At 61.5% G+C, this 23,841-nt stretch carries 20 protein-coding genes; 6 read left to right on the forward strand and 14 right to left on the reverse strand.

Annotation, left to right across the window (positions count from 1 at the left end; genetic code table 11):
- Position 1: 1 nt before the first annotated feature.
- The 3 genes from ACIK7D_RS18820 to ACIK7D_RS18830 all read right to left on the reverse strand — a co-directional run bounded on the left by ACIK7D_RS18820 (position 2) and on the right by ACIK7D_RS18830 (position 3,662).
- Positions 2 to 1,642, reverse strand: a complete 1,641-nt coding sequence (locus tag ACIK7D_RS18820) for an ABC transporter substrate-binding protein (RefSeq protein WP_135399613.1) — start codon at positions 1,640 to 1,642, stop codon at positions 2 to 4.
- Between the two features lie 49 nt (positions 1,643 to 1,691).
- Complete coding sequence (locus tag ACIK7D_RS18825; RefSeq protein ID WP_080820571.1) at positions 1,692 to 2,747, reverse strand: dipeptidase; 1,056 nt, start codon at positions 2,745 to 2,747, stop codon at positions 1,692 to 1,694.
- 207 nt (positions 2,748 to 2,954) lie between these two features.
- Positions 2,955 to 3,662: a phosphoribosyltransferase gene (locus ACIK7D_RS18830; protein ID WP_137005549.1), complete on the reverse strand. Its 708-nt coding sequence runs from the start codon at positions 3,660 to 3,662 to the stop codon at positions 2,955 to 2,957.
- A 210-nt stretch (positions 3,663 to 3,872) separates the two neighbouring features.
- Between ACIK7D_RS18830 and ACIK7D_RS18835 the strand changes: the two genes are divergently transcribed.
- A complete protein-coding gene (locus ACIK7D_RS18835) occupies positions 3,873 to 5,045 on the forward strand; it encodes a M20 aminoacylase family protein (protein ID WP_400157044.1) in 1,173 nt (390 codons plus the stop codon).
- Positions 5,046 to 5,069: 24 nt separating this feature from the next.
- Here the strand turns inward: ACIK7D_RS18835 and ACIK7D_RS18840 are convergent, their stop codons facing one another.
- Entirely contained in the window at positions 5,070 to 6,317 is a 1,248-nt protein-coding gene (locus ACIK7D_RS18840) for an MFS transporter (RefSeq protein ID WP_400157045.1), read from the reverse strand.
- A 92-nt stretch (positions 6,318 to 6,409) separates the two neighbouring features.
- Between ACIK7D_RS18840 and ACIK7D_RS18845 the strand changes: the two genes are divergently transcribed.
- Positions 6,410 to 7,333, forward strand: a complete 924-nt coding sequence (locus ACIK7D_RS18845) for a LysR family transcriptional regulator (RefSeq protein ID WP_400157046.1) — start codon at positions 6,410 to 6,412, stop codon at positions 7,331 to 7,333.
- Positions 7,334 to 7,360: 27 nt separating this feature from the next.
- On the opposite strand, the gene ACIK7D_RS18850 is transcribed toward ACIK7D_RS18845, so the two are convergent.
- The 8 genes from ACIK7D_RS18850 to ACIK7D_RS18885 all read right to left on the reverse strand — a co-directional run bounded on the left by ACIK7D_RS18850 (position 7,361) and on the right by ACIK7D_RS18885 (position 15,995).
- Positions 7,361 to 9,154, reverse strand: a complete 1,794-nt coding sequence (locus ACIK7D_RS18850; protein WP_400157047.1) for an adenine deaminase — start codon at positions 9,152 to 9,154, stop codon at positions 7,361 to 7,363.
- On the reverse strand, positions 9,151 to 10,071 hold the full coding sequence (locus ACIK7D_RS18855) for a nucleoside hydrolase (RefSeq protein ID WP_400157048.1): 921 nt from the start codon (positions 10,069 to 10,071) through the stop codon (positions 9,151 to 9,153). Before ACIK7D_RS18855 ends, ACIK7D_RS18850 begins: the two co-directional genes overlap by 4 nt.
- A 2-nt stretch (positions 10,072 to 10,073) precedes the next feature.
- The gene (locus tag ACIK7D_RS18860; protein WP_400157049.1) at positions 10,074 to 11,099 is read right to left on the reverse strand and encodes an ABC transporter ATP-binding protein; all 1,026 of its coding nucleotides are present in this window, start codon (positions 11,097 to 11,099) and stop codon (positions 10,074 to 10,076) included.
- Complete coding sequence (locus tag ACIK7D_RS18865; protein WP_400157050.1) at positions 11,092 to 11,871, reverse strand: ABC transporter permease; 780 nt, start codon at positions 11,869 to 11,871, stop codon at positions 11,092 to 11,094. Before ACIK7D_RS18865 ends, ACIK7D_RS18860 begins: the two co-directional genes overlap by 8 nt.
- Positions 11,868 to 12,695, reverse strand: coding sequence for an ABC transporter permease (locus ACIK7D_RS18870; protein WP_262532394.1), 828 nt, complete (start codon positions 12,693 to 12,695; stop codon positions 11,868 to 11,870). Before ACIK7D_RS18870 ends, ACIK7D_RS18865 begins: the two co-directional genes overlap by 4 nt.
- Before the next feature lie 165 nt (positions 12,696 to 12,860).
- Complete coding sequence (locus tag ACIK7D_RS18875; RefSeq protein ID WP_400157051.1) at positions 12,861 to 13,883, reverse strand: ABC transporter substrate-binding protein; 1,023 nt, start codon at positions 13,881 to 13,883, stop codon at positions 12,861 to 12,863.
- Positions 13,880 to 14,941 (reverse strand): LacI family DNA-binding transcriptional regulator, encoded by a 1,062-nt coding sequence (locus ACIK7D_RS18880; RefSeq protein WP_400157052.1) that lies wholly within the window; start codon positions 14,939 to 14,941, stop codon positions 13,880 to 13,882. The genes ACIK7D_RS18875 and ACIK7D_RS18880 overlap by 4 nt, the downstream gene beginning before the upstream one ends.
- A 133-nt stretch (positions 14,942 to 15,074) precedes the next feature.
- Positions 15,075 to 15,995 carry a LysR family transcriptional regulator gene (locus tag ACIK7D_RS18885; RefSeq protein WP_269312756.1) on the reverse strand — a complete coding sequence of 307 codons (921 nt, stop codon included), beginning with the start codon at positions 15,993 to 15,995 and terminating at the stop codon, positions 15,075 to 15,077.
- A 96-nt stretch (positions 15,996 to 16,091) separates the two neighbouring features.
- On the opposite strand from ACIK7D_RS18885, the gene ACIK7D_RS18890 reads away from it, so the two are divergent.
- Complete coding sequence (locus ACIK7D_RS18890; RefSeq protein ID WP_400157053.1) at positions 16,092 to 17,279, forward strand: acyl-CoA dehydrogenase; 1,188 nt, start codon at positions 16,092 to 16,094, stop codon at positions 17,277 to 17,279.
- Positions 17,280 to 17,360: 81 nt separating this feature from the next.
- On the opposite strand, the gene ACIK7D_RS18895 is transcribed toward ACIK7D_RS18890, so the two are convergent.
- On the reverse strand, positions 17,361 to 19,427 hold the full coding sequence (locus ACIK7D_RS18895) for a TonB-dependent receptor (protein WP_400157054.1): 2,067 nt from the start codon (positions 19,425 to 19,427) through the stop codon (positions 17,361 to 17,363).
- 298 nt (positions 19,428 to 19,725) lie between these two features.
- Between ACIK7D_RS18895 and ACIK7D_RS18900 the strand changes: the two genes are divergently transcribed.
- Positions 19,726 to 20,502: an IclR family transcriptional regulator gene (locus ACIK7D_RS18900; protein ID WP_400157055.1), complete on the forward strand. Its 777-nt coding sequence runs from the start codon at positions 19,726 to 19,728 to the stop codon at positions 20,500 to 20,502.
- A gap of 2 nt (positions 20,503 to 20,504) precedes the next feature.
- On the opposite strand, the gene ACIK7D_RS18905 is transcribed toward ACIK7D_RS18900, so the two are convergent.
- Positions 20,505 to 21,806 (reverse strand): NtaA/DmoA family FMN-dependent monooxygenase, encoded by a 1,302-nt coding sequence (locus tag ACIK7D_RS18905; protein WP_400157056.1) that lies wholly within the window; start codon positions 21,804 to 21,806, stop codon positions 20,505 to 20,507.
- Between the two features lie 214 nt (positions 21,807 to 22,020).
- Here ACIK7D_RS18905 and ACIK7D_RS18910 point away from each other — a divergent pair, with 214 nt between their 5' ends.
- A complete protein-coding gene (locus tag ACIK7D_RS18910) occupies positions 22,021 to 22,821 on the forward strand; it encodes an ABC transporter ATP-binding protein (RefSeq protein WP_400157057.1) in 801 nt (266 codons plus the stop codon).
- Positions 22,818 to 23,831, forward strand: coding sequence for a FecCD family ABC transporter permease (locus ACIK7D_RS18915; protein WP_400157058.1), 1,014 nt, complete (start codon positions 22,818 to 22,820; stop codon positions 23,829 to 23,831). The genes ACIK7D_RS18910 and ACIK7D_RS18915 overlap by 4 nt, the downstream gene beginning before the upstream one ends.
- Positions 23,832 to 23,841: the final 10 nt, after the last annotated feature.

Below are 23,841 nucleotides of genomic sequence, written 5' to 3' on the forward strand. Positions count from 1 at the left end.
ATCATTCCTTGGAAATGGTGTAGACGAAGTTGGTGTCGAAGCTCGGTCCGAGCTTCAGGCCCTTCAGCTTGGCGGAATATCCCGCCACTTCCGTCTGCTGGAAGATGATGACGAAGGGACCCTTCGCCAGAACTTCCTTCTGCAGGTTTTCATAGATGGCGGCGCGCTTGGCGCTGTCCTTCTCCAGAAGCGCCGACTGCGTTTCCTTGGTCAGATCAGGAACGTCCCAGGCATTGCGCCAGGCGAGCGTCTTGTTCTTGCCCTCATCGGAATTGTCGTAGTTGATGGTGAAGGTTTCCGCATTCGAGTTCGGATCAAAATAGTCCGAACCCCACTGGCCAATGTAGATATCATGCGTGCGGGCGCGGTATTTGGTCAGCGTCTGCTTGCCGTCGCCCGGAATGATTTCCAGCTTTATGCCGGCCTGCGCCAGCGTCTGCTGCACGCTTTCGGCAATGCCGGTCACCGGCTGGGTGTTGCGCACATCCATGGATACGGTAAAGCCGTCCTTCAGGCCGGCCTTGGCCAGAAGCTCCTTCGCCTTGGCGACGTCGAGCTTGTAGGGGTTCTCGTCAAGCGCGCCGAGCTGGCCCTTCGGCAGGAAGGTCTGGTGAACTTCGCCGATGCCCTTGATGATCGTCGCGCCGATGGCGTCGTAATCGACCAGATATTTGAAGGCTTCGATGACCTCGGGCTTCTTTAGGTTCTCGTTCTTCTGGTTGAGGCTGAAATAATAGACGGTGCCCTTCGGCGCGGAAGTGACGGCAAGGCCTTCCTTCTTGGAAACGGCTTCCATGTCGCCCGGCTCGAGGTTGCGGGCCACATCGATATCGCCGTTTTCAAGCGCCAGGCGCTGGCCGGAGCTTTCCTTCATGTGGCGATAGACGACGCGCTTCAGCTTCGGCTTCTCGCCGTAATAATTCGGGTTGGCTTCCAGAATAACGGCTTCGTTGGCCTTCCAGCCAAGGATCTTGTAGGGGCCGGAACCGGCGTAACCCGTCTTCAGGAACTCGTTGCCGAAATCGGTGTCGTATTTGTAATCGGCGCTCGGCGTGACGGACTTTGCCTTTTCGGCGATGAGCTTCTTGTCGACCACCGAAGCGACGGTCGCGGTGAGCACGTTCAGCACGAAGCTCGGCGCATAGGGCTTGTCGACCGTCAGAACGAAGGTGTTCGCATCCGCAGCCTTCGCCTTTTCGGTGACGTTGTCACCGCTGAGACCGAACTGCGTCAGCAGGAATGCCGGGGACTTGTCGAGCTTCACGGCGCGTTCGAAGGAGAAGGCGACGTCATCAGCCGTGACCGGATTGCCGGAGGCGAATTTCAGGCCGGATTTCAGCTTGAACGTATAGGTCAGACCATCGTCGGAGGTCGTCCAGCTTTCGGCCAGATCGCCGATAACCTTGGACGTGTCGTTAAGATCGATGGAAACCAGCTTGCTGTAGGTATTGCCGGTCACTTCGGCAGCGGAGAGTTCGAAAGCCTCGCCCGGATCGAGCGTGATGATGTCGTCGATGGCGAAACCTTCGACCAGCGTATCGGCCGGCGTTGCGGCAAAAGCCTGCGGCGCCGCCAGCATCATCAGCGACAAAGCGGCGCTGGTGCTGAGAATACGCATGGATTTGTTGAGCGATTTGATCATAGGATCTCCCCTTTTGTTATAAGCTTGATTTGGTTCGCTTCAGCTCTTCTCAGGCCGCCTCGTGCCAGGCCTGAGACAAAACACGCAGCCAGTTTTCCCGGCATATTTTAGCAAGTTCTCCATCACCGTAGCCCGCCGATTTCAGCGCCGCAACCAGATTGTGATTGCCGCTCGCATCGGCAACGCCGACGGGTATCGTCGCGCCATCGAAGTCCGATCCCAGCGCCACGCAATCGACGCCCATGCGCTCCACCATGTAATCGATATGGCGCACCATGTCGGAAAGCGGCGTATCGGCAATGTCGCGCGCATCGGCCCTGAGCATGGTCACCGCGTAATTGAGACCCACCAGCCCGCCGCTTTCCTTGATGGCGTCCATCTGCCTGTCGGTGAGATTGCGGGCCACGGGGGTGAGCGCATGCGCATTGGAATGGCTGGCGATCAGCGGCTGGTTGGTGGTCTTCGCCACATCCCAGAAGCCTTTTTCGGTGATATGCGCGAGATCTATGAGAATGCCGAGCCTGTTGCATTCCTTCACCAGAGCAAAACCGGCGTCGGTGAGGCCGGGCGCCGTATCGGGAGACATGGGATAAGAGAACGGAACGCCATGGCCGAAGATATTGTGCCGGCTCCAGACCGGGCCGAGCGAGCGCAGGCCGGCGGCGTAAAATACCTCCAGCGCATCGAGATCGGCCCCGATCGCCTCGCAGCCTTCCATATGCAGCACGGCGGCGAAGATATCCTCGGCAAAGGCCTTGCGGATATCGGCCGTGGAGCGGCAAAGCCGCCACGCGCCGGCGCGGTCGAGCCTCAGCGCAATCGCCGCCTTTTCCATGGCGATATCGAGCGAGGGCTGGCGCTCCAGCGGGGAGGCGAGCGGCGTGTTGTAATGGCCGCTTTCATCCGGTTCCTGCAGGATGAGATCGCCGGAGGGAATATAGATCGCGCAGATGCCGCCGCCAAGGCCGCCTGCCCTTGCGCGGGGCCCATCTATATGGCCTTCGCGTGTGCCGTTCCTGAATTCGGCCACCGGATCGGCACCGGCCTTGCTGTTGCGCCACAACCGAAGCAGCACATCATTATGACCGTCGAACACTGCGTGCATGGGAAGAAATTCCAGTCATCGGAAAGAACAAAACGGGGGCGGGCAGACGCCGGGATGACACCGCGCGAAAGCAAACCGGCGCATTGTTCGCCGACCGCTATTGTCTGTCGGAGGCGATCTTAGGACGATCTCTTCGAGCTTCGCAAGACACAAATTAGGCAGCGGTGAAATTATCACCACTTGCCTTTTGCCGGAATTTGCGCTTCGTCAGGCGCGCCAGCCGCCTTCCGCTTTCGTGAGCAGCGGCGTTGAAAAAACACCCCTCACCCGCTCCGGCCATTCCGGCCCGAAAGCCGCGATTTTTTCCCGCCAGCGATCCGATTGCAGCATGGCCGCGCCGATGACGGCGGGCCGGATGCCGGAGGCGGCGAGAAGCGAAAGACCCGATATGATGGAGCTGCCGCTGGAGATCACGTCATCCACCAGCGCCACCCGCCGGTTCTCGATGAGCGGCAGCATGCGCGGATCGATATAGAGCCGTTTTTCCTGCCTTGTGGTGATGGAGGACATCGGCACCGACAGTTCCTCCAGATACCAGAATTTGCGCGAGGTGCCGAGCGGCACGTAACGGGAATGGCCGAGATGCCGGGCGACGGCGGCGGCGAGCGTCAGCCCCAGCGTCGGCAGGCCGATGACGACATCCGGCTTGAAGGGAAGAAGCTGTGCGGCGAGATCGGCCGCCAGCGCCTCGAGCACCTCAAAAGAGGCCTGATTGACGATAAGCGAGGCCAGCGCATGTTCGCCATCCGCCAGCGGCCTTATCGGCAGACATATCTGCCTTCCATCATCCAGCGCCGCTGGAAAGAAGGCGGAATGCGGGCCTGCCGTTTCGAAGCTGCGGCGCGGATGGATCTCCTGCCAGAACTCATGCGGCGCGGCGGGGGAATGGGCGGCAGGCGATGCGGATGACGGCATCGGTTTTTCCTTTCAGAACCGGGATGGCGCAAGGCGGAGGCGGTTTTCAGCCACGCCAATCCCGTTCGGCAGATTAGTCATTTTAGCAACCACAGAGACGCTGCGGGTTCATTTCATTGGCTTTTTCCGTTAGAAGAGAAAAAAGCAACAGGCATTCGGATGAACCCACCTATGACGCGGGTTTTTCCCATATTCAAGGACAAGCTGCCCATGAGACTGCTGGACCGCATAGGCGAGGACCTGCCATTCCTGACGGAGCTTCGCCACGACCTGCACGCGCATCCCGAACTGGGTTTCGAAGAGGAAAGAACCAGCGCCATCGTCGCCGATCTTCTCGAGCGTGCCGGGTTGAAGGTGCATCGCGGTCTCGGCGGCACCGGCGTGGTCGCCACGCTGCAGGTGGGCAACGGCACCCGCAGCATCGGCCTGCGCGCCGACATGGATGCGCTTGCCATGCCGGAAGTGCCCGACCGGCCCTATAAATCGAAATTCCCCGGCAAGATGCATGCCTGCGGCCATGACGGCCACACCGCCATGCTGCTGGGTGCTGCGCGTTACCTCGCAAAGACCCGCGATTTTTCCGGCACCGTGCATTTCATTTTCCAGCCTGCCGAAGAAGGCCGCGGCGGCGCGAAAAAAATGGTGGAGGACGGGCTTTTCACCCTGTTCCCCTGCGATGCGGTCTATGGCCTGCACAATATGCCGGGGCTCGGCATCGATGAAATGGCAGTTGTGGAAGGCCCGCAGCTTGCCTCTTCCGACAGCTGGCGCGTGACCTTCAAGGGCATCGGCACCCACGGCGCCAAGCCGCATCTCGGCCGCGATCCGGTGACGGCGGCGGGCACCTTCCTCGCCTCGCTGCAAACCATCGTCGGCCGCGTCGTCGATCCGCTGCAGCCCGCCGTGGTCAGCGCCTGTTCGGTGCAGGCGGGCGACCCGAAGGCGCTCAACGTCATTCCCGATCTCGTCGAAATCGGCGGCACGGCGCGCGCTTATGCGGCTGACGTGCGCGACCAGCTCGAAGCGGAAATCGGCAGGCTGGCGAAGGGCACGGCGGCGATGTTCGCCATCGAGGCGCATTACGAATTCATCCGCCGGATTCCACCCGTCATCAACGAGGCGGATGCAACGAAACGGGCGCTGCGCGCCGCAAGAACCGTCTTCGGCAACAAAACCCGCAACGCCTTCCCACCCTCGACCGCCGGCGACGATTTCGCCTTCTTCGCAGGCGAAGCGCCCGGCTGCTATGTCTGGCTGGGCAACGGCCCGGCGGTGGATGGCGCGCTTCACCACAACACCTCCTACGACTTCAACGATGCGGCCATCGTGCCGGGTGTGGCGTTCTGGGCGACGCTGGTGGAGCAGGAACTCGCGGCGGAGTGACGCCCCGGCCGGCGCGATGGCCGCTCAGGCGCGCCGCGCGCCCGGGCGAGCGAGGCTGGCTAAAATTCCGGCAAACGCGCAGCCGGCGGTAATGGCCATGATGCCGGGCCAGCCGGCATGGATCCAGAACCAGCCGCCGACCCAGCCGGTAATGCTCGCTCCGCAATAATAAAACAGCAGATAAAGCGCGGAAGCATGGCTTTTGGCGGCGCCCGCATTCGCGCCCACTCCGCTGCTGGCAGCCGAATGCCCGATGAAAAATCCGATGGTTATCGCCGCAATCCCCGCCACGATGAGGATGATGCTTGAGGCGAATGTGAGCAGGATACCGGCAAGAATGGTGGAAAAGGCAACCACCAGCATGATCCGCCGGCTGAATCGGTCGACCAGCGCGCCGCCATAAGAGGACGCGACGATACCCAGGGCAAAGGTCAGGAAAATCATGCTGACGGCCGTGCGGCCCAATTCGTAAGGCGGCGCGACGAGGCGAAAGGCGCAATAGTTGAAAACGGTGGTGAACACGCTCGTCAGCATCGCGCCGAGGAAATAGAACCGCCGAAGTTCCGGGTTTCCAAGATGTTGCGCCCATATTCTCAGATGATTTTTAAGCGGCATGTGCTGCGGCCGGAAATTCCGCGAAGGCGGAAGCAGCAGCAGGAAGCCGATGGCCGCGAGGATGCAGACCGCCCCCAGCGCATACATTGCCGCCTGCCAGGAGGTATAGGCGGACACAAGCCCCATGCCGACACGCCCCGCCATGGAGCCGAAGGCCGTGCCGCCGACATAAAGCCCCATCGCCTTGCCGAGACTGGAAGGTTCGATCTCCTCGGCAAGATAGGCCATGGCGACGGCCGGAACGCCGCCGAGCACGAACCCTTCCAGCGCGCGGGCGGCAAGCAGCCATGCCCAGCCTTGCGTGCTTGCCGCAATGATATTGGCGATGGCTGCCAGCATCATCGAAACGAACATCAGATTTCGGCGGGTGAAGAGCTGGGCAAAGGCACCGCTGAGCAGAATGGCGAAGGCAAGCGTTCCCGTCGTCAGCGACAGGGCCAGCGATGCAGTTGCAGGATTGATGCCGAATTCCGCCGGAAATTCCGGCAGGAGCGGCTGTACGCAATAGATCAGCGAAAAGCTGGCGAAGCCCGCGAGGAAAAGCGCCCAGCTCGCCCGGCGAAACTGACGGCTTCCCTGCCGTATCCAGAGCACATCCGGCGGCTCCTCCGTCATGACGATCGGCGGCGTGAAATCCTGTTTTTTGAGCTGGCGCATCGGGTTTGTCCCTTTCGCTCCCAGCTATAGCGCAGGTCCGTCTTTCATTCTAATATATGGAAGGCGTTCCCATCATATCTGGATCTAATATCATGGAACTCAGGCACATCCGTTATTTTCTGGCCATCGCCAATGAGGGCAGTTTTACGCGGGCGGCCGAACATCTGGGAATCGCGCAGCCGCCGCTCAGCCAGCAGATAAAGGTTCTGGAACAGGAAATCGGCGTGCGGCTATTCCGGCGTCTTGCGCATGGTGCGGAACTGACAACGGCGGGCCATGCCTTTCGGGCTGCGGTGACCCATATTCCGCATCAGGTGGGCGAAGGTGTCCGGCTCGCACGCAGGGCGGCGGCCGGTGAAACCGGCATTCTGCGAATAGGCGTCACCGGCACGGCGGCGCTCAACCCTCTGGTTCCGGCCTGCATCCGCACCTATAGACGCCAATATCCCGACGTGGAGCTTCAGGTGATGGAGGCAGCCGCCCTGGCGTTGACACCGGCCCTGCTCGAAGATCGGCTGGACGTGGCGCTTTTGCGGCCTTCTCAATCCGATCCCGATACATTGCTCGAAGAAGTGCTCACCGACGAACCGCTTCTGGTCGCCCTGCCTGCATCCCATCCGCTCGCGCGGCGCGGCACCGCCATAGACCTGATGGAATTGCGCGACGATCCTTTCATTCTGACGCCACGCAGCGTCGGCACCAGCCTTCACGATGCATCGATAAAAGCCTGCCAGGAGGCCGGTTTCACGCCGCGCCTTGGGCCGGCGGCACCGCAAATCGCCTCGATATTGTCGCTGGTCGCGGCCGAACTCGGGGTTTCCCTCCTCCCGGAATCCGTCGCGCAGGTCAAAATGCAGAACATCGTCCTGTTGCCCTCCAGCGGCCCGCCGCCACGGCTTTCCATATCGCTCGCCTATCGGCGCGGAACGACATCGCCGGTGGTGAAGAATTTCGTGTTGGCGGCGCGCATTGCCGCGCGCGAAACACAGACGCCTGACGTGGCCGCGGTCGAATAAACCGCAGCCCGCGGATTCGGGCCGCCGCTATTCGAGAACGGCAATCACCGGGCTTTCCATCACCCTGCCCGCCAACACATCGGCAATGCCCATATCCGTCTGGTGCGGGCCGATATTGCAGGCGAGCGTGGCGCCGAAGCAGGCCTTGAAGACGAGATAGGGCGGCTGCCATTTCACCACCCTGCCGACGGCTTCGCGCAATTCTTCGAAAGCCTTTGCCACGTCTTCAAGCGGAGCATCGGAAACGAGGCCGGAAAGCGGCAACGGGAGAAGTGCGGTCACCTTGCCTTCGGAAGCGACAGCCATGCCGCCGCCGGCCTTTATCACCGCATTGGCGGCGAGCGCCATGTCGTCTTCATTACCGCCGAAAACGGTGAGGTTGTGGCTGTCATGCGAGACGGTGGTGGCGAAAGCGCCGTTCCAGGTGCCCCAGCCGGTGAGAAAGCCGGTTCTGGTGATCGGCTCGGCCATGCCGTGGCGATGGGTGACAGAGATCATCGTCGCACCTTCAGGCGGAACGACGAAACCATCCTTCACCTCGGCTTCCGCCTCGCCCCATTGCGTGAAGCGCGGACGGTCGATGGTGGCGAGGCGCACCTTCGCGCCTTCGCTGGCAACCCGGAAATCATCGGCTGCGCGCAGCGGCAGCTTCATCGAGCCTTCGAGCGCTGTCGCATCGCAGGTCGGAACGTCGACGAGCATATGCCCGCCTTCCGCAACCGCCCTGCCCCCGGCCAGAACGTGGCGGGCGGCAAAACCGCTCAAATCCTCGAAGACGACGATATCGGCGCGACGGCCGGCGGCGATGAGGCCGAGATCGGCACGGCCGAGCCTTTGGGCTGCATTGAGCGTTGCGGCGCGTAGCGCCCATTCCGGCTTCAGGCCATAACGGACAAGACGGCGCACCACATCGTCAAGCCCACCGCCTCGTAGCAGATCATCGGGGAAGACGTCGTCCGTACAGAGTGTCACCGTCTGCGGCAGGTGGCCGAGCGCGTTCAGCGTTTCCACGAATTCCGGCAGCAGGTGATCGTGCGAGCCGCGCAGCTCGATGGTGAGCCCAGCTCGCAGTTTCGCCATCAGGTCTTCGCCCGAGACCAGCTCGTGATCGGAAGAAACGCCCGCCGCCATGAAGGCGTTGAGATCGGCGCCCTTCAGGCCGCGTGCATGGCCGCAGACCAGCTTTTCCGAGGCAAGCCCGGCCTGCACGATGCCGCTCATGCGCGGATCGCGCTCGATGACGCCGCGCATGTTCATGATTTCCGCGACACCGCCGACCTGCGGCCATGACAGGATATCGGCAAGAATGGCGGCGTCGAAATCCGCCCCGCCGCGCTCCAGCCCCGGTGCGGAAGGCACGCAGGAGGGGGCGAGCAGAATGGCGCGCAGGGGCAGGTTTTCGATGGCCTTCGCCGCCCAACGAACCCCATCCACACCATGCACATTGCCGAATTCATGCGGGTCCCAGACGATGGTAGTGACGCCACGGGCAACCACAGCCGCCGCATAGGCGGCCGGTGTGACCATCGAGCTTTCGATATGCATATGTGTGTCGATGAGGCCGGGCGAGACATAGGCGCCTGCCGCATCGATGATCCGTGCAGCGTCGCTGCGGCTTGCCCGCTCGTGCACGCTGGCGATCAGCGGGCCGACGATGCCGATATCGGCGGCGCGAAGCTCTCCCGTCACCACATCCACCAGCGTTCCACCGGTGATGAGACCATCGAAAGGCGCATCGCCGCGTGCGGCGGCGACCGCGCGGCTGCGGAGCGCATCATCGGTGAGATCGGTTGGCTCGCGTGTCGGAGAGTTCGCGCTCATCGGGCGGCCTCCCGGCGCAGCGCCTCGAGAATCGCCGTCTTCGCACCTTCGGCATCCACCGTTTCGGCGAAATGCGCGTTGAAGGCTTTAGCTTTCTGAGCGCGCGTCTCGACCACGGTTCGCCCGCGCGTCAGCGTCGCCTGAAGCTCGACATCGATCCGCGCATGACGCCAGCCGATGAGACCGGAGGTAAAGGCGACGGCGGCCACGGGATCGTAAAGCGCCATGGCGGCTCTGCCACGGCTGGTGGCGATGCCGATGAAACCTTCCAGCAGATCGGCGATCAGCCCGGCATTGTTGCCGCCGGCATTACGGATCGGCAGCACATCGTCCGGCGAGGCCATAACCTTGCGGCAGGCGTCCAGATCGACCATGCGCAGCGGCAGGCCGTGGGAAAGCACGATGGCCAGCGCTTCCGGATCGGCAAAGGCGTTGAATTCAGCCGATGCAGTATGGTTGCCGCTGGTCACGCCGCCACCCATCCAGGTGAGATCGGAAATTCTGGCGGCAAGATCGGGTCGGGCAAGGCAAAGCGCGGCAATATTGGTGAGCGGGCCGAGCGCCAGAATGCGCTTCTCACCATCACCCTCAAGCCAGTTGCACAGGGCGGTAAAGGCATCGCTTTTCGACACGGCCGGCGCATCCGGCAGGCTTTGGCCGACGGTCGGAATGCCGTTATCGCCCAGAATGCATTGCGCGGTTTCGAGCGCGCCAAGCACGGGCTTGGCACGGCCCTGATGGATCGGCATCGACCAGCCGAAAGCTGAGACCGCTCCGGCGGCATTGCCGCACACCGCTTCCAGCGTCGTATTGCCGAACACCAGCGAAATGCCGTCGATGGCAAGGCCTGCCGATTGCACCACCATGATGGCGGCAATGTCGTCAAAGCCCATATCGGTATCGATCCATACACCCATGGTCAGTTGAACACCTTGAGGCTCGCCGCCTTTTCGACCGGCAGATCAAAGGCGAGCGTATCACCAATGACATGCGCGGCAAGCGCCGCATCGGTTTCCGCCTTGATGGGTCCGAGCGGCGTATCCAGCAGATATTCGCGGCTGTTGCCGGCAAAGGATGTGCCGCGCACGGTTCCCTGGAAAGGACCTGAACCGAGGGTGACCATGCGCGGCCGCCAGGCCAGTCCAGATGCTGAAGGGACTGGTCCGGAAAGCGGTGTTGTACCGTTTGCGGTTTTCAGCGCGCCGCCTTCCAGCGCGAAGATGTTTTCAAAGCCGACGAAGTCAGCCACGAAGGACGAAACCGGCGCGTTGTAAATCTCTTCCGGCGTACCGATCTGCTCGATCTTGCCGCCCTTCATCACGACAATGCGGTCGGCGAGCGCCAAAGCCTCGATCTGGTCATGGGTGACGAAGATCATCGTCACGCCGGTTTCCTTCTGCACGCGCTGCAATTCGGTGCGCATTTCAAGGCGCAGACGGGCGTCGAGGTTGGAGAGCGGCTCATCGAGCAGGAGCACCTTCGGCTCCATGACCATGGAGCGCGCCAACGCCACGCGCTGCTGCTGGCCGCCGGAAAGCTCCGCCGGCTTGCGCGAGGCGAAACTGGACAAGCCCACCGATTTCAGGCCGGAGGCGACCTTGTCTTCCAGCGCCTTGCCGCTCATGCCCTTGAGCTTCAGGCCGAAGGCGACGTTTTCGTAGACCGTCAGATGCGGGAAAAGCGCATAGGACTGGAACACCAGACCGACGGCGCGCTTGTTGGCCGCGACCCGCGTAATATCGGCCCCGTCAAGATCGATGCGCCCGCCCGCCACCGGCATCAGCCCGGCAATGGCGCGCATGGTGGTGGTCTTGCCGCAGCCTGATGGTCCCAGAAGCGCGAGCAGCTCGCCCTTGCGGATATCGAGATCGAGGTCCTTGACGGCGACATTGCCGCCATAGGCGAGCGAGACTTTTTGGAGCGAAAGGTAATTTGCGTCAGACATAACGGGAGAACCCCAGAAAACGTTCGGCCATGAAGACGATGCCGATGGAAAGGAAGGCGAGCAGCGAAGAAAGGGCGGCCACGGAAGGATCGAAGACGATTTCCATGTAACCCAGCATGTCGATGGGCAGCGTGCGCACGCCGGGGCCAGACAGGAACAGCGACACCGGCACCTGGTTGAAGCTCGTCACGAAACCGAGAATGAAGGCGGAGAGAATGCCGCCGCGAATATTCGGCAGCACCACCCGGAAAAATGCGCCAATCCGCGACGAGCCGAGCAGCACCGCCGCTTCCTCGATATCCGAGCGCAGATTGTTGAGGCTGGCAGACACCACCCGCACCGCATAGGGCAGGATGAGCGCTGTGTGGGCGAGAAACAAAGCAAGCGTGATGCCGATGCCGAAAGGCACGACGAAGTATCGCAGCAGCGCCAGACCGACGATGATGCCGGGCACGATGATCGGCGCGGAGACGATGGTGCGCACTGTCTCGGCAAAAGGCAGCTTGTATCGCGACATGGCGTAGGAGGCGGGAATGCCGAGGATGAGCGCCGTGAACGTGCCGCCGATGGCAAGGAACATCGACATCGCGAAACTTTCGCGGAAGCTTTCGACGGTGAAGACCTTTGCGATCCACTTCAGCGAAAAGCCCTGCGGCGGAAAGGCGAGCGTATCGCCGGCCGAAAATGAGGCGGCGACGATGATGAGGAACGGCCCGATCAGGAAACCGACGACAAGCAGAAGCGTGAGCGGAATGAAGAGCTGCCGGGTCATTTCTTGTTCCTTGCGGTGGCGATGCGCTTCAAGAGGATATTGGCGGCAAAGCTCATGACGATCAGGATAAAGGCGATGACGCTTGCGGAGACGAAATTGTTGGAGACCGTCACCTGCTGGTAAAGCAGGGTTTCCAGCATCAACACCTTCGAGCCGCCGAGAATGGCGGGCGTGATATAGGCCGTGAGCGAACCGGTGAAGACCAGCGTGCCGCCGACGACCAGCCCTTCTTTGGTGAGCGGCAGGATGACCTTCCAGAACACCTGCAGCCAGCTTGCGCCGAGAACGCGGGCAGCCGCAATCGTATCCTTAGGCATATTCTCAAGCGCGCTGATGAGCGAGATGATCATCAGCGGCAGGAACAATTGCAGAAGACCGATGAAGACGGCCGTTTCGGAAAACAGGATACGGATCGGCCCGTCGCTGAGGCCGACGGCCTGCAGCGCCTGATTGACGATGCCGGTTCGACCCAGAATGACGATCCAGGCATAGGTGCGGGCGACCGGCGAAATCATCAGCGGCAGCACGACCAGATTGACGACGTGTCCCTTCGCGCCCGGCGACAGGTTGACGATGGCGAAGGCCGCCGCATAACCCACCACCGCCGAGACGATGGTGACAAGCGCGCCGAGCTTCAGGGTGCGCAGGAAAACCGTCTGGTTCAGCGGATCGGTGAAGAAATCGGCGTAAGCCGACAATGTCCAGCCATCGGCGGTGCGAAAACCCTCCGACAGCAGGATGAAGACCGGCACAAGAAAGACCGCCGCCGCGAAAATTGCGGCGGGCAAGGCAAGCGCCAGCGCTTCGGCCCGGTTCTGAAACATGGGTTTATTCCCTGAACGGCCTGAGGGCCGGTTGTTTTTTCAGCCAGACGCGCCGGCCTATGATTAAAAGGGTGGAAAAGCGGTCAGGGGACGACCGAACCGCTTTTCCGGGAATGGAGCCGCCCTGACGGACGTTTAGGTGCCCCATTCCAAACAGTGAAGGACTTACTGGCCGACCTTGGAATTCCACTCGGACAGCCACTTGTCGCGGTTATCCAGCGTCACGTCGGAAGGAATGAGCTGAAGGCTTTTTGCGGTTTCGTCGCCATAGGTGATGTTGTTCGCCACCTCGTCGGAAACCTTGACTTCCCTGTTGGTCGGGCTGTCCACCAGCTTTTCGGCCAGCGCCTTCTGAACGTCGGTCGAGAGCCAGAAATCCATGAACTGCAACGCCAGATCTTCGTTCTTCGTGCCCTTCGGCACCACGAGCACATTCATGCCGCCGGTCTGGCCTTCCTTGGGCGTTGCCCAGGCGAGCGGCAGATCGAGCTTGGTGAAAGGCGCCCAGGAGAAGCGGCCGATGGGCGCTGCCCAGATTTCTTCCTGCTGCATCAACTGCACCAGCTGCGAGGACTTGACGTAGAAAGTGACGATATCGTCCTTCTTTTCGCCAACGGCCTCGATGGCGCCGGAAAGATCAGGCGTATCCTTGCCGATGGCCTTGCCGAGCATGTAAAGCGCCGGCGGGCCCTGGTTGGTGGTGACATTCGGGAAGGCGACGTGGTCGACAATGCCGTCCTTCAAAAGATCGGCCCAGCTGTCGATCTTCATCTTGTCGGTGCGGTAAACGATTGAGGTGGCGTAGAAATTGACGCCGACGCTCATGCCGTCGCCATTCGGATCCTTGGCGATATCATAGAGCTTTTCGATATTCGGAACCTTGGACGCGTCGATCTTCTGGATCAGGTCCTTGCGGGTGGCCGACAGCGCATCCGCCATGGAAACGATGGCGAGATCGACCACCGGATTGGCCTTGTTGGCCTCCATCTTGGCCAGACGCTCGACGCTGTTGCCGGTCTCGACGACCAGCTTGCAGCCGCATTGCTTTTCGAACGGCGTATAGACCAGTTCCTTGAATTCGTCCTGCGCGAAGGCGTAGACAGAAATCGTCAGCGTCTTGTCCTGCGCCTCAGCGGCGCCCATCGTCAACATCAGGGCGGCGCCCGATGCAAGAATGATCTTTTTCATGGTGTGAGTTCTCCTGCTGTCGTTTTTTTGGCTTCAATCGCATCATGCTTTGCCTTGCCGGTGGAGCCGCGCATGATCAGCGCCATCGGTACTTTCGAGATGTCCGCCGTCACATCGACGGCGACGCCGTTTTCGCCCGCGCCGTCTATCGCGCGTAGCAGCGCGCCGACCGCGAGATCGGCGATGCGGCCCATATCCATGCGCATGGTCGTCAAGGGCGGGGTGACCACGGCGGAAAAGATGAGATCGTCGAAGCCGGTGACACTGGTCTCTTCCGGCACCTCGATGCCCTCGCGCTGCAATTCGGTGAGCACGCGCAACGCATGCAGATCGGACACGGCGGCAAAGGCGGTGAAACCTTCGGCAACCTTCTCTGCAAGACCAAGCCGGCAACCCGCGCCGCCCGCCTGTTCAATGACGTCCACCCAGAGCGTCTGCGTCACGCACGCCTTGCCAAGACCGTCGCGAATACCGCCGAGACGGTCGTTCTGCACGTTGGAATCGCGGTTCTTGCCCACCAGCACCACCTTGCGATGGCCAAGCCCCGCCAGATATTCACCCACCTGCCGGCCGCCATCCCAATGGTCGGCGGCGACCGTGTTGCCGGGCGTCGAGGGGCTGTCGATCACGGCGACGGGACAATCGACATCGGCAATGCGCGTGCCGCGACGGGGAACGATGACCATGCCATCCACACCGCGCTCGATCAGCCGGTTGATCGCATCCGTCTGCATGGCGATCTCGCCGCGCGAGTCGGCGATGAGCACGCCGTAACCGGCAGTGACGGCCGCCTTTTCGATGGCCTGCGCGATCTGCGGAAAGAGAGGATTGGCAATATCGGGCAGCACCAGCCCCAGAACACCGCTTCTGCCGGTGCGCAGCGCCCTGCCCGCCGAGCTCGGCACATAGCCCAGCTCGCTTGCCGTCTTGCGAATGCGCTCCACCAGCTCCGGCGAAACGCGGCCCTTGCCCGACAGCGCATTGGACACGGTTGCAACCGACACGCCGAGTGCCGCTGCTATCGCGCTCAGATTGGTGGCAGGCCGTGACGACGCCATGATGGTCCGGAAGGGCTGATTAAACGTTTAATCACGATAATCGAGCAAGGCTGCCCTGTCGAGTCCGGAGGAGGGCAAAATCGGCGAAAACCCGGGCATAAAGTCTAACTGCCCGAAAAAAGTGCGATTATTTTTATGGGGCTTCGCTGTTCGCTGCGCGGTATGCCTCCACCTGCCGCACCAGCCAGTCACGAAACAGCACGACGGGAACGTGGTTGGCGCGCGAAAGCGGCGCCACGGCATAATAGGAGCTGGGGCTTCTGGCCTGATGATCGAAGGCCTTTACCAGTTGCTTCGATTTCAGTTCGTTATCGATCAGGAAAAGCGGCATGAGCGCCACGCCAAGCCCGGCGATGCAGGCCTGGGCCACGCTGGAAAACTGTTCGAAGCGCATGCCCTGCGGCAGGGCGAGCGACAGGCCGAGGCTTTCGAACCAGTGACCCCATGCGCCCGGCCGCGAGGCCATGTGCAGCAGCGGCAGGGCGGCGATGTCTTCCCCCTTTTCCACGGGATGGGCGCTGAGGAATTGCGGGCTGCACACCGGCGCGACCATTTCATGCATCAGGAACGTGCTTTCCGCACCCGGCCAGTCGGCCTGGCCGATATGGATCGCCATATCCAGCTGCTCGCGCTCAAAGTCGAATTGCCCGATGCGGGTGGCGAAATTGATGGTGATTTCGGGGTGGTTCGCCACAAAATCCGGGATACGCGGCAGAAGCCAGCGGGTGCCGAAGGTGGGCAGCATGGCGAGGTTCAGCGTATTGCCATGCGTTTTGGTCATGATCTGCAGCGACGCGGAGCGTATCTCGCCAAGGGCGGAGGCAATCGATTTTGCATAGGCGCGGCCCTCGGTCGTCAGCGCCACGCCGCGTGCGCCACGTTCGAACAGGCGCACGCCAAGCTGTTCTTCCAGTGACATAACCTGCCGGCTGATCGCCCCCTGCGTCAGGGCAAGCTCATCGGCGGCGGCGGAAAAGCTGCCGAGCCGGGCCACGGAATCGAAGGCGGCGAGCGCGCTGGTGGAGGGCAGGAGTTTGCGGCTAAGAGATGTCATGAGCCATTACTATATGTAATGCAAAAATGAGTAAACATGGCTTGTGCCGACTGGCTCGAATACCAATAATCCGGCCAGCAAATCCGGAGGCATCACGTGAGCGAACACGCAGCATTCAATTGGCAGGACCCTTTTCTGCTCGAAGACCAACTGACCGACGACGAGCGGATGATCCGCGACGCCGCCGCCGCCTTCGGCAAATCGGAACTCTTGCCGCGTGTCTCCGAGGCCTATCTTTCCGAGACCACCGAACCGGAACTGTTCCGCCTGATGGGCCGCACCGGCCTGCTCGGCGTCACCCTGCCGGAAGAATACGGCGCGGCCAATGCCAGCTATGTGGCTTACGGCCTCGTCGCCCGTGAGGTGGAGCGGATCGACAGCGGTTACCGCTCGATGATGAGCGTGCAGTCCTCGCTCGTCATCCATCCGATCTTCGCCTATGGCTCGGACGAGCAGAAGAAGAAATACCTGCCCGGCCTCGTTTCCGGCGAGTTGATCGGCTGTTTCGGCCTCACCGAGCCGGATGCCGGTTCCGATCCCGGCGGCATGAAGACCCGCGCCGAGAAAATTGCCGGCGGCTATCGTCTGCGCGGTTCGAAAATGTGGATTTCCAATGCGCCAATCGCCGATGTCTTCGTCGTCTGGGCGAAATCGGAAGCCCATGACAACCAGATCAGGGGCTTCGTGCTGGAAAAGGGCATGAAGGGCCTCTCCGCTCCCAAGATCGGCGGCAAGCTGTCGTTGCGTGCCTCCATCACCGGCGAGATCGTTCTGGACGGCGTGGAAGTGGGCGAAGACGCGCTGCTGCCCAATGTTTCCGGCCTGAAAGGCCCGTTCGGCTGCCTCAACCGCGCCCGTTACGGCATTTCCTGGGGGGTCATGGGGGCTGCGGAAGATTGCTGGTTCCGCGCCCGGCAATATGGTCTCGACCGCAAGCAGTTCGGCAAGCCGCTCGCCGGCATGCAGCTTTACCAGAAGAAGCTTGCCGACATGCAGACCGAAATCGCCCTCGGCCTTCAGGCATCGCTCCGCGTCGGCCAACTGATGGACGACCATAAGATGGCGCCGGAAATGATTTCCATCATCAAGCGCAACAATTGCGGCAAGGCGCTGGATATCGCCCGCCAGGCCCGCGACATGCATGGCGGTAACGGTATCCAGATCGAATATCACGTCATGCGCCATGCCCAGAACCTCGAGACGGTCAATACCTATGAGGGCACGCACGACGTCCACGCGCTGATCCTCGGCCGGGCGCAGACGGGCATTCAGGCGTTTTTCTGAGGCTTTCTCGGCGTCGTTTCATCAAAAAGGCCTTCGAAGATCGCTTCGAAGGCCTTTTTGCTTTTCAAATCCGGCAATCGCTCAGAACGTGCCGCGAATACCGACGCCAAACATGCGCGGTTCGGTCATGCTCGCCTCGATGCCGCCAATGCCGCGGTTTTCCTTCATCAGCGTCGGTGCGCGCTCATCGAAGACGTTCTTGACGTAAGCGTAGAATTCAAGCTCCTCCTGGAACTTGTAGCTCGCCCGCACATCCGCAATCGTATAGGGATCGATTGCATAAACGGCCTTGTTATCCGTGTCGGAATAATAGCCGTCGAGATGGCGCACCTGCCCCGAAACGGTGAATTTATCCGTCACATCCCAGCTTGCGCCGATGGTGAAGCTGTAACCCGGCGACTTGGCGAATTCCTTGCCGACATAGGCGGCATTGCTGGAAATCTCGTCGATCTTCGTCTTCAGCAGACCGGCACTGGCCTTCAGCGTCAAATTGTCGAGAACCTGATAATCCACGCCGATTTCCAGACCGTAAGCATGGGCTTCTTCGGCATTGACCGTGTAGGATTCGCTGATGCCCGTGGAGACGACGACCGGTACGTTAAACTGAGCGTTCTTCATGTCCATGTAGAACAGGTTACCGTTCACCGTCAGCGTATCGTCCAGCAGGCTGGCGCGGGTGAACAGCTCGTAGTTCCAGATGGTTTCCTTGTCGAAGGTGCGCCATTTGCTGGTCGTCAGATCGAATGCGACGCCGCCGGGATTGTAACCGCGGCTGATCAGGCCGCCCACCGTCCAGTCGTCATTGATGGCGTAGGCCAGCGACGCCTTGGGCAGGATTTCCGAGAAGGTTTCGTCATAATTGACCGAGCTTCTGCTGGTGGCGCTCAGCGTCCGGTAACCGGCGCGCTGAATCTGGTCCTGCTGGTAGCGCAGACCGCCCGTCAGGGTCCATTGATCGGTCAGGCGATAGCTCAACTCGCTGAAGAGGCCGAGATTGTCCTTGGTATCGTTGAAGCGCGAGGTTCCACGCAGATAAAGCACCTCGTCGGCTTTCGTATGTGCGTAATAAATACCCGCGACACCGCTCAGCACGTCTTCCTGATCACCGAAGGTCACGCGTGTTTCGTGGGACGTGTTCTTCAGGTCGATATCGGCATCACCCGTATTCGCAATGCCGACCCGGCGCTTGGCGATGGACGAGGAGAACTGTGTCTGGTTGAACAGTTTCACGCCGTTTTCGAAATCGTAATTGATGTCGAGAATGCCGGTATTGGTGTACTGGCTGAAATTCGGCATCGTCGTGGTGACGTGGTTGAGATCCTCGAAGGGGCGCGACGCCGCTTCCTGGCTCGGCCGGTTGGAGGCGTTGTAGGAATAGGTCAGCTTGGTCGAGAGGCCGGGAATTTCCGACGGTTCCCACAAAAGCTTGAAGCGACCGTTGAACTCCTTGAAGTTCTGGTCCGTGCCCTCATGGGCGAATGCGGAATTGATGTAGTCGATGAAGGTATCGCGGCCGGAATAATCGATCGCCATGCGTGCCGCCAGCTCATCCTCGATCAGCGGACCGGAAAAGGCGAAGGAACCGCGCTTCTGGTGATAATTGCCGATTTCCGCCTGATAGCTGGCTTCGGGCGTAAAGGTCGGGTCCTTGGTGTTGACGAGGATCGCGCCGGCAATGGCGTTGGCGCCCTGCGAGGTGGTCTGCGGGCCGCGGAACACCTCGATGCTTTCGACATCCCAGATGGAGCTCGCGCCATAGATGAACTCGTTATAACCGAGATAATGGCCGTCGACATTGATCGTCGCGCGCGGCACCGTGCCGGTGAAGAAGGCGATGGAGCCGGTGTTCGGTCCCTGCGTGTCCTGTCCGCGAATGATCGGGGCGCTGACATTATCGGTGTAAACGACGTTCGGAATATCCTTGATCGCTTCCGATACGGTCGGGTCGCCGGTCTTTTCCTTCTTGATTTTATCACCGGATATGACTGAGACGGACGACGCCGTGTTCTTCATGTCGCGCGCCACTTTTTCACCGGTCACGACGATCGGCTTCAGGACGGTGGTGCCCGCCGTCGCTGCCTGCTGATCCTGACCGAGAACCGGCGTCACAAACAATGTCGCCAGCGTCAGAGCGCTGACCCCGCTCATCAAACGACCGTTAGAGCTAAACCCCATCACACACCCCTAGATAAACATGAGTATTAAAGTCATATTCAAGTAACGGAAGCGTTATCCGTTTCGCAATAGAGAATGCGTTCTGTATTGCGGGCAAAAAGGCTTCCGTAACGGGATGTGCCATATTTACAACAAAGTTTACCGACCGCCGCTTGTTCACCCGCAGCGTTTCGAAAGGGAACAGCATAGTTCCGTCCGCAGAAATCGATTCCGATTTCCGGCCCGATGCGTTAGGCATGCTCAACAAACGGGGGGAACGCGCTTGAACGCCATGGGTGACGATTCGGACAAACTGCCGGAAAACGAGGGCGAAAAGCGCTCGGCCCTCATTCAGTCGGTGTCGATCGCGGCGCGTTTCCTCAATCTTCTCGCCAGATCGGACAGCGCGCTGGCACTTGGCGACCTCGCCAGACGCGCCGGCACCGGCCGCTCCACCGCGCATCGCTACATGCAAAGCCTCGTGCGGGAGGGGCTGGTGGTACAGGACCCCGCAAGCGGCAGTTACGATCTCGGACCGGCGGCGCTTGGGATTGGCATCAGCGCGCTCAGGCGAATCAATCCGGTCGAAACCGCCGGCCGCCAGATGAATGCGCTTGCCTCCGAGATCGGCGCCAGCTGCGGCGTGGCGATCTGGACCGAACGCGGCCCGACCGTGGTGCGGTGGGCAAGAAGCGCCAGCTTTTCCATCAGCACCGTGGCGCTCGGCGATGTTCTGCCGCTGGATAACAGCGCCTGCGGCCTGGTTTTTCAGGCCTATCTGCCGCCGGACAGGGTGGCCGCCGTGCGCAGGCTGCAACCGCCCGCCTTTCGCGGCACCCGCCCGGATGCCCGTATTCTGGAGACCATCCACGAGATGGGCGGCGCGGAACTCAACGAACATCTGTTTTCGGCCCTGACGGGCAAGGCCGCACCGGTTTTCGACGCCCAGGGCGAACTCTGTTGTGTCGTCACCACCGTATCCTTCGTGGCCACCGCCGAGACCGAACGGCATTTTTCCCGGCTGATCGAAGCCGCGGGACAGGCGACGGCCGAATCCGGCGGCGCATAAGCCTATTCGGCCAGATGCTCCGCAAAGGTGCAGCCGGAATAGGCCGTGCGGAACAGCCCGGCATCGGCGAGCTTCGGCAACAGCCGCTCCAGCACCAGCCGCATGGACGCCACCGAACCGCCGGGCACCGCGACGAAACCGTCGATCGCACCGGCAGCCGCCCATTCACGGATCACCTCAAGGGCATCTTCAACGGTGCCGATGATCTGCCAATGGCCCGACCCCATCACTTCCGGACGCCGCAATAATTCCGCGACACTCAGCGTCTCCCGCTCGATCAGCCGGCGCAGCAGGCCGGCATGGGTGCGGCTTCTCGGTGTCTCCGGCGGCGGCGGCAGGTCGGAGGCGGTAACGATCCGCGTGAGCGGCCAGTCCGTGAGGTCAAGACCCGTCATATCGCGAATGGAGGCAAAGGCGCGGGCGCGGTTGGCGCGGGCATGGGTCTCCGCGAAGAGTCCCAGCGCCTCCCTGCCAGTCTCCGCAAGGTAGAGGCTGAGGCCCGGCATCAGCTTCACGCCGTCGGGGTTGCGGCCGTGGCCCTCGGCACGCCGTCGCAAATCCGCCCTGAGTTCGATGGCCGCCTGCATGTCCGGCGTCGAGGCAAAGACAGCGTCGGCCACTGACGAAGCGAAATCGCGCCCCTCGGGAGAGGCCCCCGCCTGCACCAGCGGAATGCGGCTGGCATGGGACGGCAGGTTGAGCGGGCCTTTGACGCTGAAATGCCTACCCTCATGCGCCACCGGATGCACCAGCGAGGAATCGGCGAACCGCCCGCTTTCCCGGTCGAGTTTGAGAGCTTCGTTCGGAAAACTCGCCCATAGCGCCTTCACCACCTGCGTGAATTCGGCGGCGCGCTCGTAACGCTCCTGCGGCGAAGGCATCTCTTTCAGGCCGAAATTTTCGTGCCCCTCAAGCGCCGTGACGATATTCCACCCCGCCCTGCCATTGCTCAGCCAGTTCAGCGACTGGATCTGGCGGGCCACCACATAGGGCGGCAGAAATGTGGTCGAAACGGTGGATAACAGCCCGACATGGCTGGTTTCCCGCGCAATGGCCGCAAGAAGCATGGTCGGGTCCATGCTGGCAAATCCGCCGCCGGTCTCCAGCCCCTCGGTGCGCAGAAAAAGCGTATCCGGCCGAAACACGAAATCCACATGCGCGGCTTCCGCGCGCTGTGCCAGATCGACGAAATAATCGCTGGAAAACACCCCGTTTATGTCGCTGTCCGCCCGTCGCCAGGCTTCGCCGCTGAGCCAGGTTGGGGCCAGCGACATGCCGACATGAAGCTTGGCTGCGACTGACATGATGCACCTCGACTGAAATAACAGGCAAGAAATCCGCACGTTGAATCGGCAAATTTCGATTTGTGGAGAGTTTTACTATAGTTTAGTGTCGCTTCAAGACCACACCGTCGCGCCCGCCGGAAAGAAATGCTTTTTCCACGGGTTCGATATTTAAATTCAAATACTTATAACGACCGTGCGGCGTCTCGACGCATGGGCGCATGAATAACAGGAGTTGTATCCGGTGCTCGACGCCACGGACCTTCACGCCAGCTATGGACATGTTCCCGTCCTGCGGGGGCTTTCCGCCCGTTTCCAGAACGGCCGCGTCACCGCGCTGGTCGGCCCCAATGGCTGCGGCAAGTCGACGCTGTTGAAGACCATCATGGGTTTCGTGCCTTTGTCATCGGGGGCAATAAGGCTCGGCGAGCGTTCGATCGGCGAGATCGGACGCCGCGAACTGGCACGGCGCATCGCCTATCTGCCGCAGGAGTGCCATTGCCCTGACTATATGACGCTCGGCGAGTTGATCGAGCTTGCCGGTTACGCCCGCTACGGTCTTGCGGGCGGCCCAACCGAACGCGACCGCGCGCTTTTTGCCGAGGCGCTGAAGACCGTCGGGCTGGAAGACAAGGCGAAAGCGCAGGTCAACACGCTTTCCGGCGGCCAGCGCCAGCGCGCCTTCATCGCCATGGTGCTGGCGCAGGATACGGACGTGATCCTGATGGACGAGCCGGTCAATCATCTCGACATGAAATATCAATATGCCGTTCTCAGCCTCGTGCGCGAACTGACGGACAGGCATGGCAAGACCGTCATCGTCGTGCTGCACGATCTCAACCTTGCCTCCACTTTCGCCGATGATGTCATCATGCTGAAAGCCGGGCGGGTTCTGGCATCCGGGCCAGTTGCCAAAACGGTCACACCCGAAAATGTCGCCGAGGTCTTCGATCTCGAAGCCGATATCTTCTCCCGGCAGGGGCGGCTCATCTGCGTGCCCCGGCTGGAGCGGCAGGAACAGGCCATTCCGGCATGACCCCGAAAATAACGCTGATTTTCGCCGCCGCGCTGCTGCTGGCCGCCATCCTCGCCATCAATCTGCTTGTCATGTCCGGCGACATGCTGCCTGCCGAAATCATGGCGACGCTCTGGCGCGGCGAGGCCGACAGCTATGAGCAGTCGGTGCTTCTCTATCAGCAAATCCCACGCTCGCTGATTGCCATCTATGTGGGGGCGACGACGGCCGTCAGCGGTTGCGTGCTGCAGGGGCTTGCGCGCAATCCCCTCGCCTCGCCTTCCACCCTGGGGCTGAATGCCGGCGCGACGCTTTTTGTGATTGCCGGCGCGCTGGTGTTCGATTTCTCTCCGGAAATACAGGGCCTTGCCGCGCTCGCGGGCGCTGGCTTCGGTTTTGCCGCCTGCTTCGTTGTCGCGCGTCTCGCCGGGCGGGCGAACGATCCGCGCGGCCTGTCGCTCATCCTTTCCGGTGCGCTGGTTTCCATGCTGCTGATCGGCGTGACCAACGCCCTGCTTCTCTCCAACCCCACACGCCGCGCCGAGTTCCTCAGCTGGGTGGGCGGCAATATCAACCACGTCTATGCCGAACGCCTGTTCGACTTCTGGTGGATCGGCGCAATTGCGCTCGTCATGTTGTGGGCGGTCGCCAGGCCGCTGACGCTGGTTCTGCTGGGCGCGGAAAAGGCCTCCTCCGCCGGTGTGAATGTCAAGCGTATTTCCCGGCTCGCGCTCTTCGCCACCATGCTGGCCTCGGGTTCGGCGGTGGCGATCTGCGGCCCTATCGGTTTTGTCGGCCTCATCGTGCCGCATATGATCCGGCCGCTGGTCGGGGTGAACTTCACGCTTGCCCTGCCGGCCTCCGCGCTTGTCGGCGCGGGCCTCTGCGTGCTGGCCGATCTTGGCGCGCAAACCCTGTTTGCGCCCTATGTGGTCAATACCGGGCTGTTCATGGACCTGCTCGGCGGCCTCGTCTTCATCGTCATCGTCAAGCGCTTCTATCTGTCGCCTTCGGCGAGGGGGCTGTCATGAAGGGGGCTTT

Origin of the sequence: Agrobacterium sp. P15N1-A, assembly GCF_044626815.1 — a bacterium.
Taxonomy (GTDB): domain Bacteria; phylum Pseudomonadota; class Alphaproteobacteria; order Rhizobiales; family Rhizobiaceae; genus Agrobacterium; species Agrobacterium leguminum.

Excerpts from the sequence above, each read along its gene's own strand:
- ACIK7D_RS18820 (WP_135399613.1), bottom strand. The coding sequence starts at position 1,642 with ATGATCAAATCGCTCAACAAATCCATGCGTATTCTCAGCACCAGCGCC.
- ACIK7D_RS18855 (WP_400157048.1), bottom strand. The coding sequence starts at position 10,071 with ATGGGTGTATGGATCGATACCGATATGGGCTTTGACGACATTGCCGCC.
- ACIK7D_RS18895 (WP_400157054.1), bottom strand. The coding sequence starts at position 19,427 with ATGAGCGGGGTCAGCGCTCTGACGCTGGCGACATTGTTTGTGACGCCG.
- ACIK7D_RS18905 (WP_400157056.1), bottom strand. The coding sequence starts at position 21,806 with ATGTCAGTCGCAGCCAAGCTTCATGTCGGCATGTCGCTGGCCCCAACC.
- ACIK7D_RS18915 (WP_400157058.1), top strand. The coding sequence starts at position 22,818 with ATGACCCCGAAAATAACGCTGATTTTCGCCGCCGCGCTGCTGCTGGCC.
- ACIK7D_RS18865 (WP_400157050.1), bottom strand. The coding sequence starts at position 11,871 with ATGACCCGGCAGCTCTTCATTCCGCTCACGCTTCTGCTTGTCGTCGGT.
- ACIK7D_RS18850 (WP_400157047.1), bottom strand. The coding sequence starts at position 9,154 with ATGAGCGCGAACTCTCCGACACGCGAGCCAACCGATCTCACCGATGAT.
- ACIK7D_RS18875 (WP_400157051.1), bottom strand. The coding sequence starts at position 13,883 with ATGAAAAAGATCATTCTTGCATCGGGCGCCGCCCTGATGTTGACGATG.
- ACIK7D_RS18870 (WP_262532394.1), bottom strand. The coding sequence starts at position 12,695 with ATGTTTCAGAACCGGGCCGAAGCGCTGGCGCTTGCCTTGCCCGCCGCA.
- ACIK7D_RS18880 (WP_400157052.1), bottom strand. The coding sequence starts at position 14,941 with ATGGCGTCGTCACGGCCTGCCACCAATCTGAGCGCGATAGCAGCGGCA.
- ACIK7D_RS18860 (WP_400157049.1), bottom strand. The coding sequence starts at position 11,099 with ATGTCTGACGCAAATTACCTTTCGCTCCAAAAAGTCTCGCTCGCCTAT.
- ACIK7D_RS18830 (WP_137005549.1), bottom strand. The coding sequence starts at position 3,662 with ATGCCGTCATCCGCATCGCCTGCCGCCCATTCCCCCGCCGCGCCGCAT.
- ACIK7D_RS18900 (WP_400157055.1), top strand. The coding sequence starts at position 19,726 with ATGGGTGACGATTCGGACAAACTGCCGGAAAACGAGGGCGAAAAGCGC.
- ACIK7D_RS18835 (WP_400157044.1), top strand. The coding sequence starts at position 3,873 with ATGAGACTGCTGGACCGCATAGGCGAGGACCTGCCATTCCTGACGGAG.
- ACIK7D_RS18840 (WP_400157045.1), bottom strand. The coding sequence starts at position 6,317 with ATGCGCCAGCTCAAAAAACAGGATTTCACGCCGCCGATCGTCATGACG.
- ACIK7D_RS18885 (WP_269312756.1), bottom strand. The coding sequence starts at position 15,995 with ATGACATCTCTTAGCCGCAAACTCCTGCCCTCCACCAGCGCGCTCGCC.
- ACIK7D_RS18845 (WP_400157046.1), top strand. The coding sequence starts at position 6,410 with ATGGAACTCAGGCACATCCGTTATTTTCTGGCCATCGCCAATGAGGGC.
- ACIK7D_RS18825 (WP_080820571.1), bottom strand. The coding sequence starts at position 2,747 with ATGCACGCAGTGTTCGACGGTCATAATGATGTGCTGCTTCGGTTGTGG.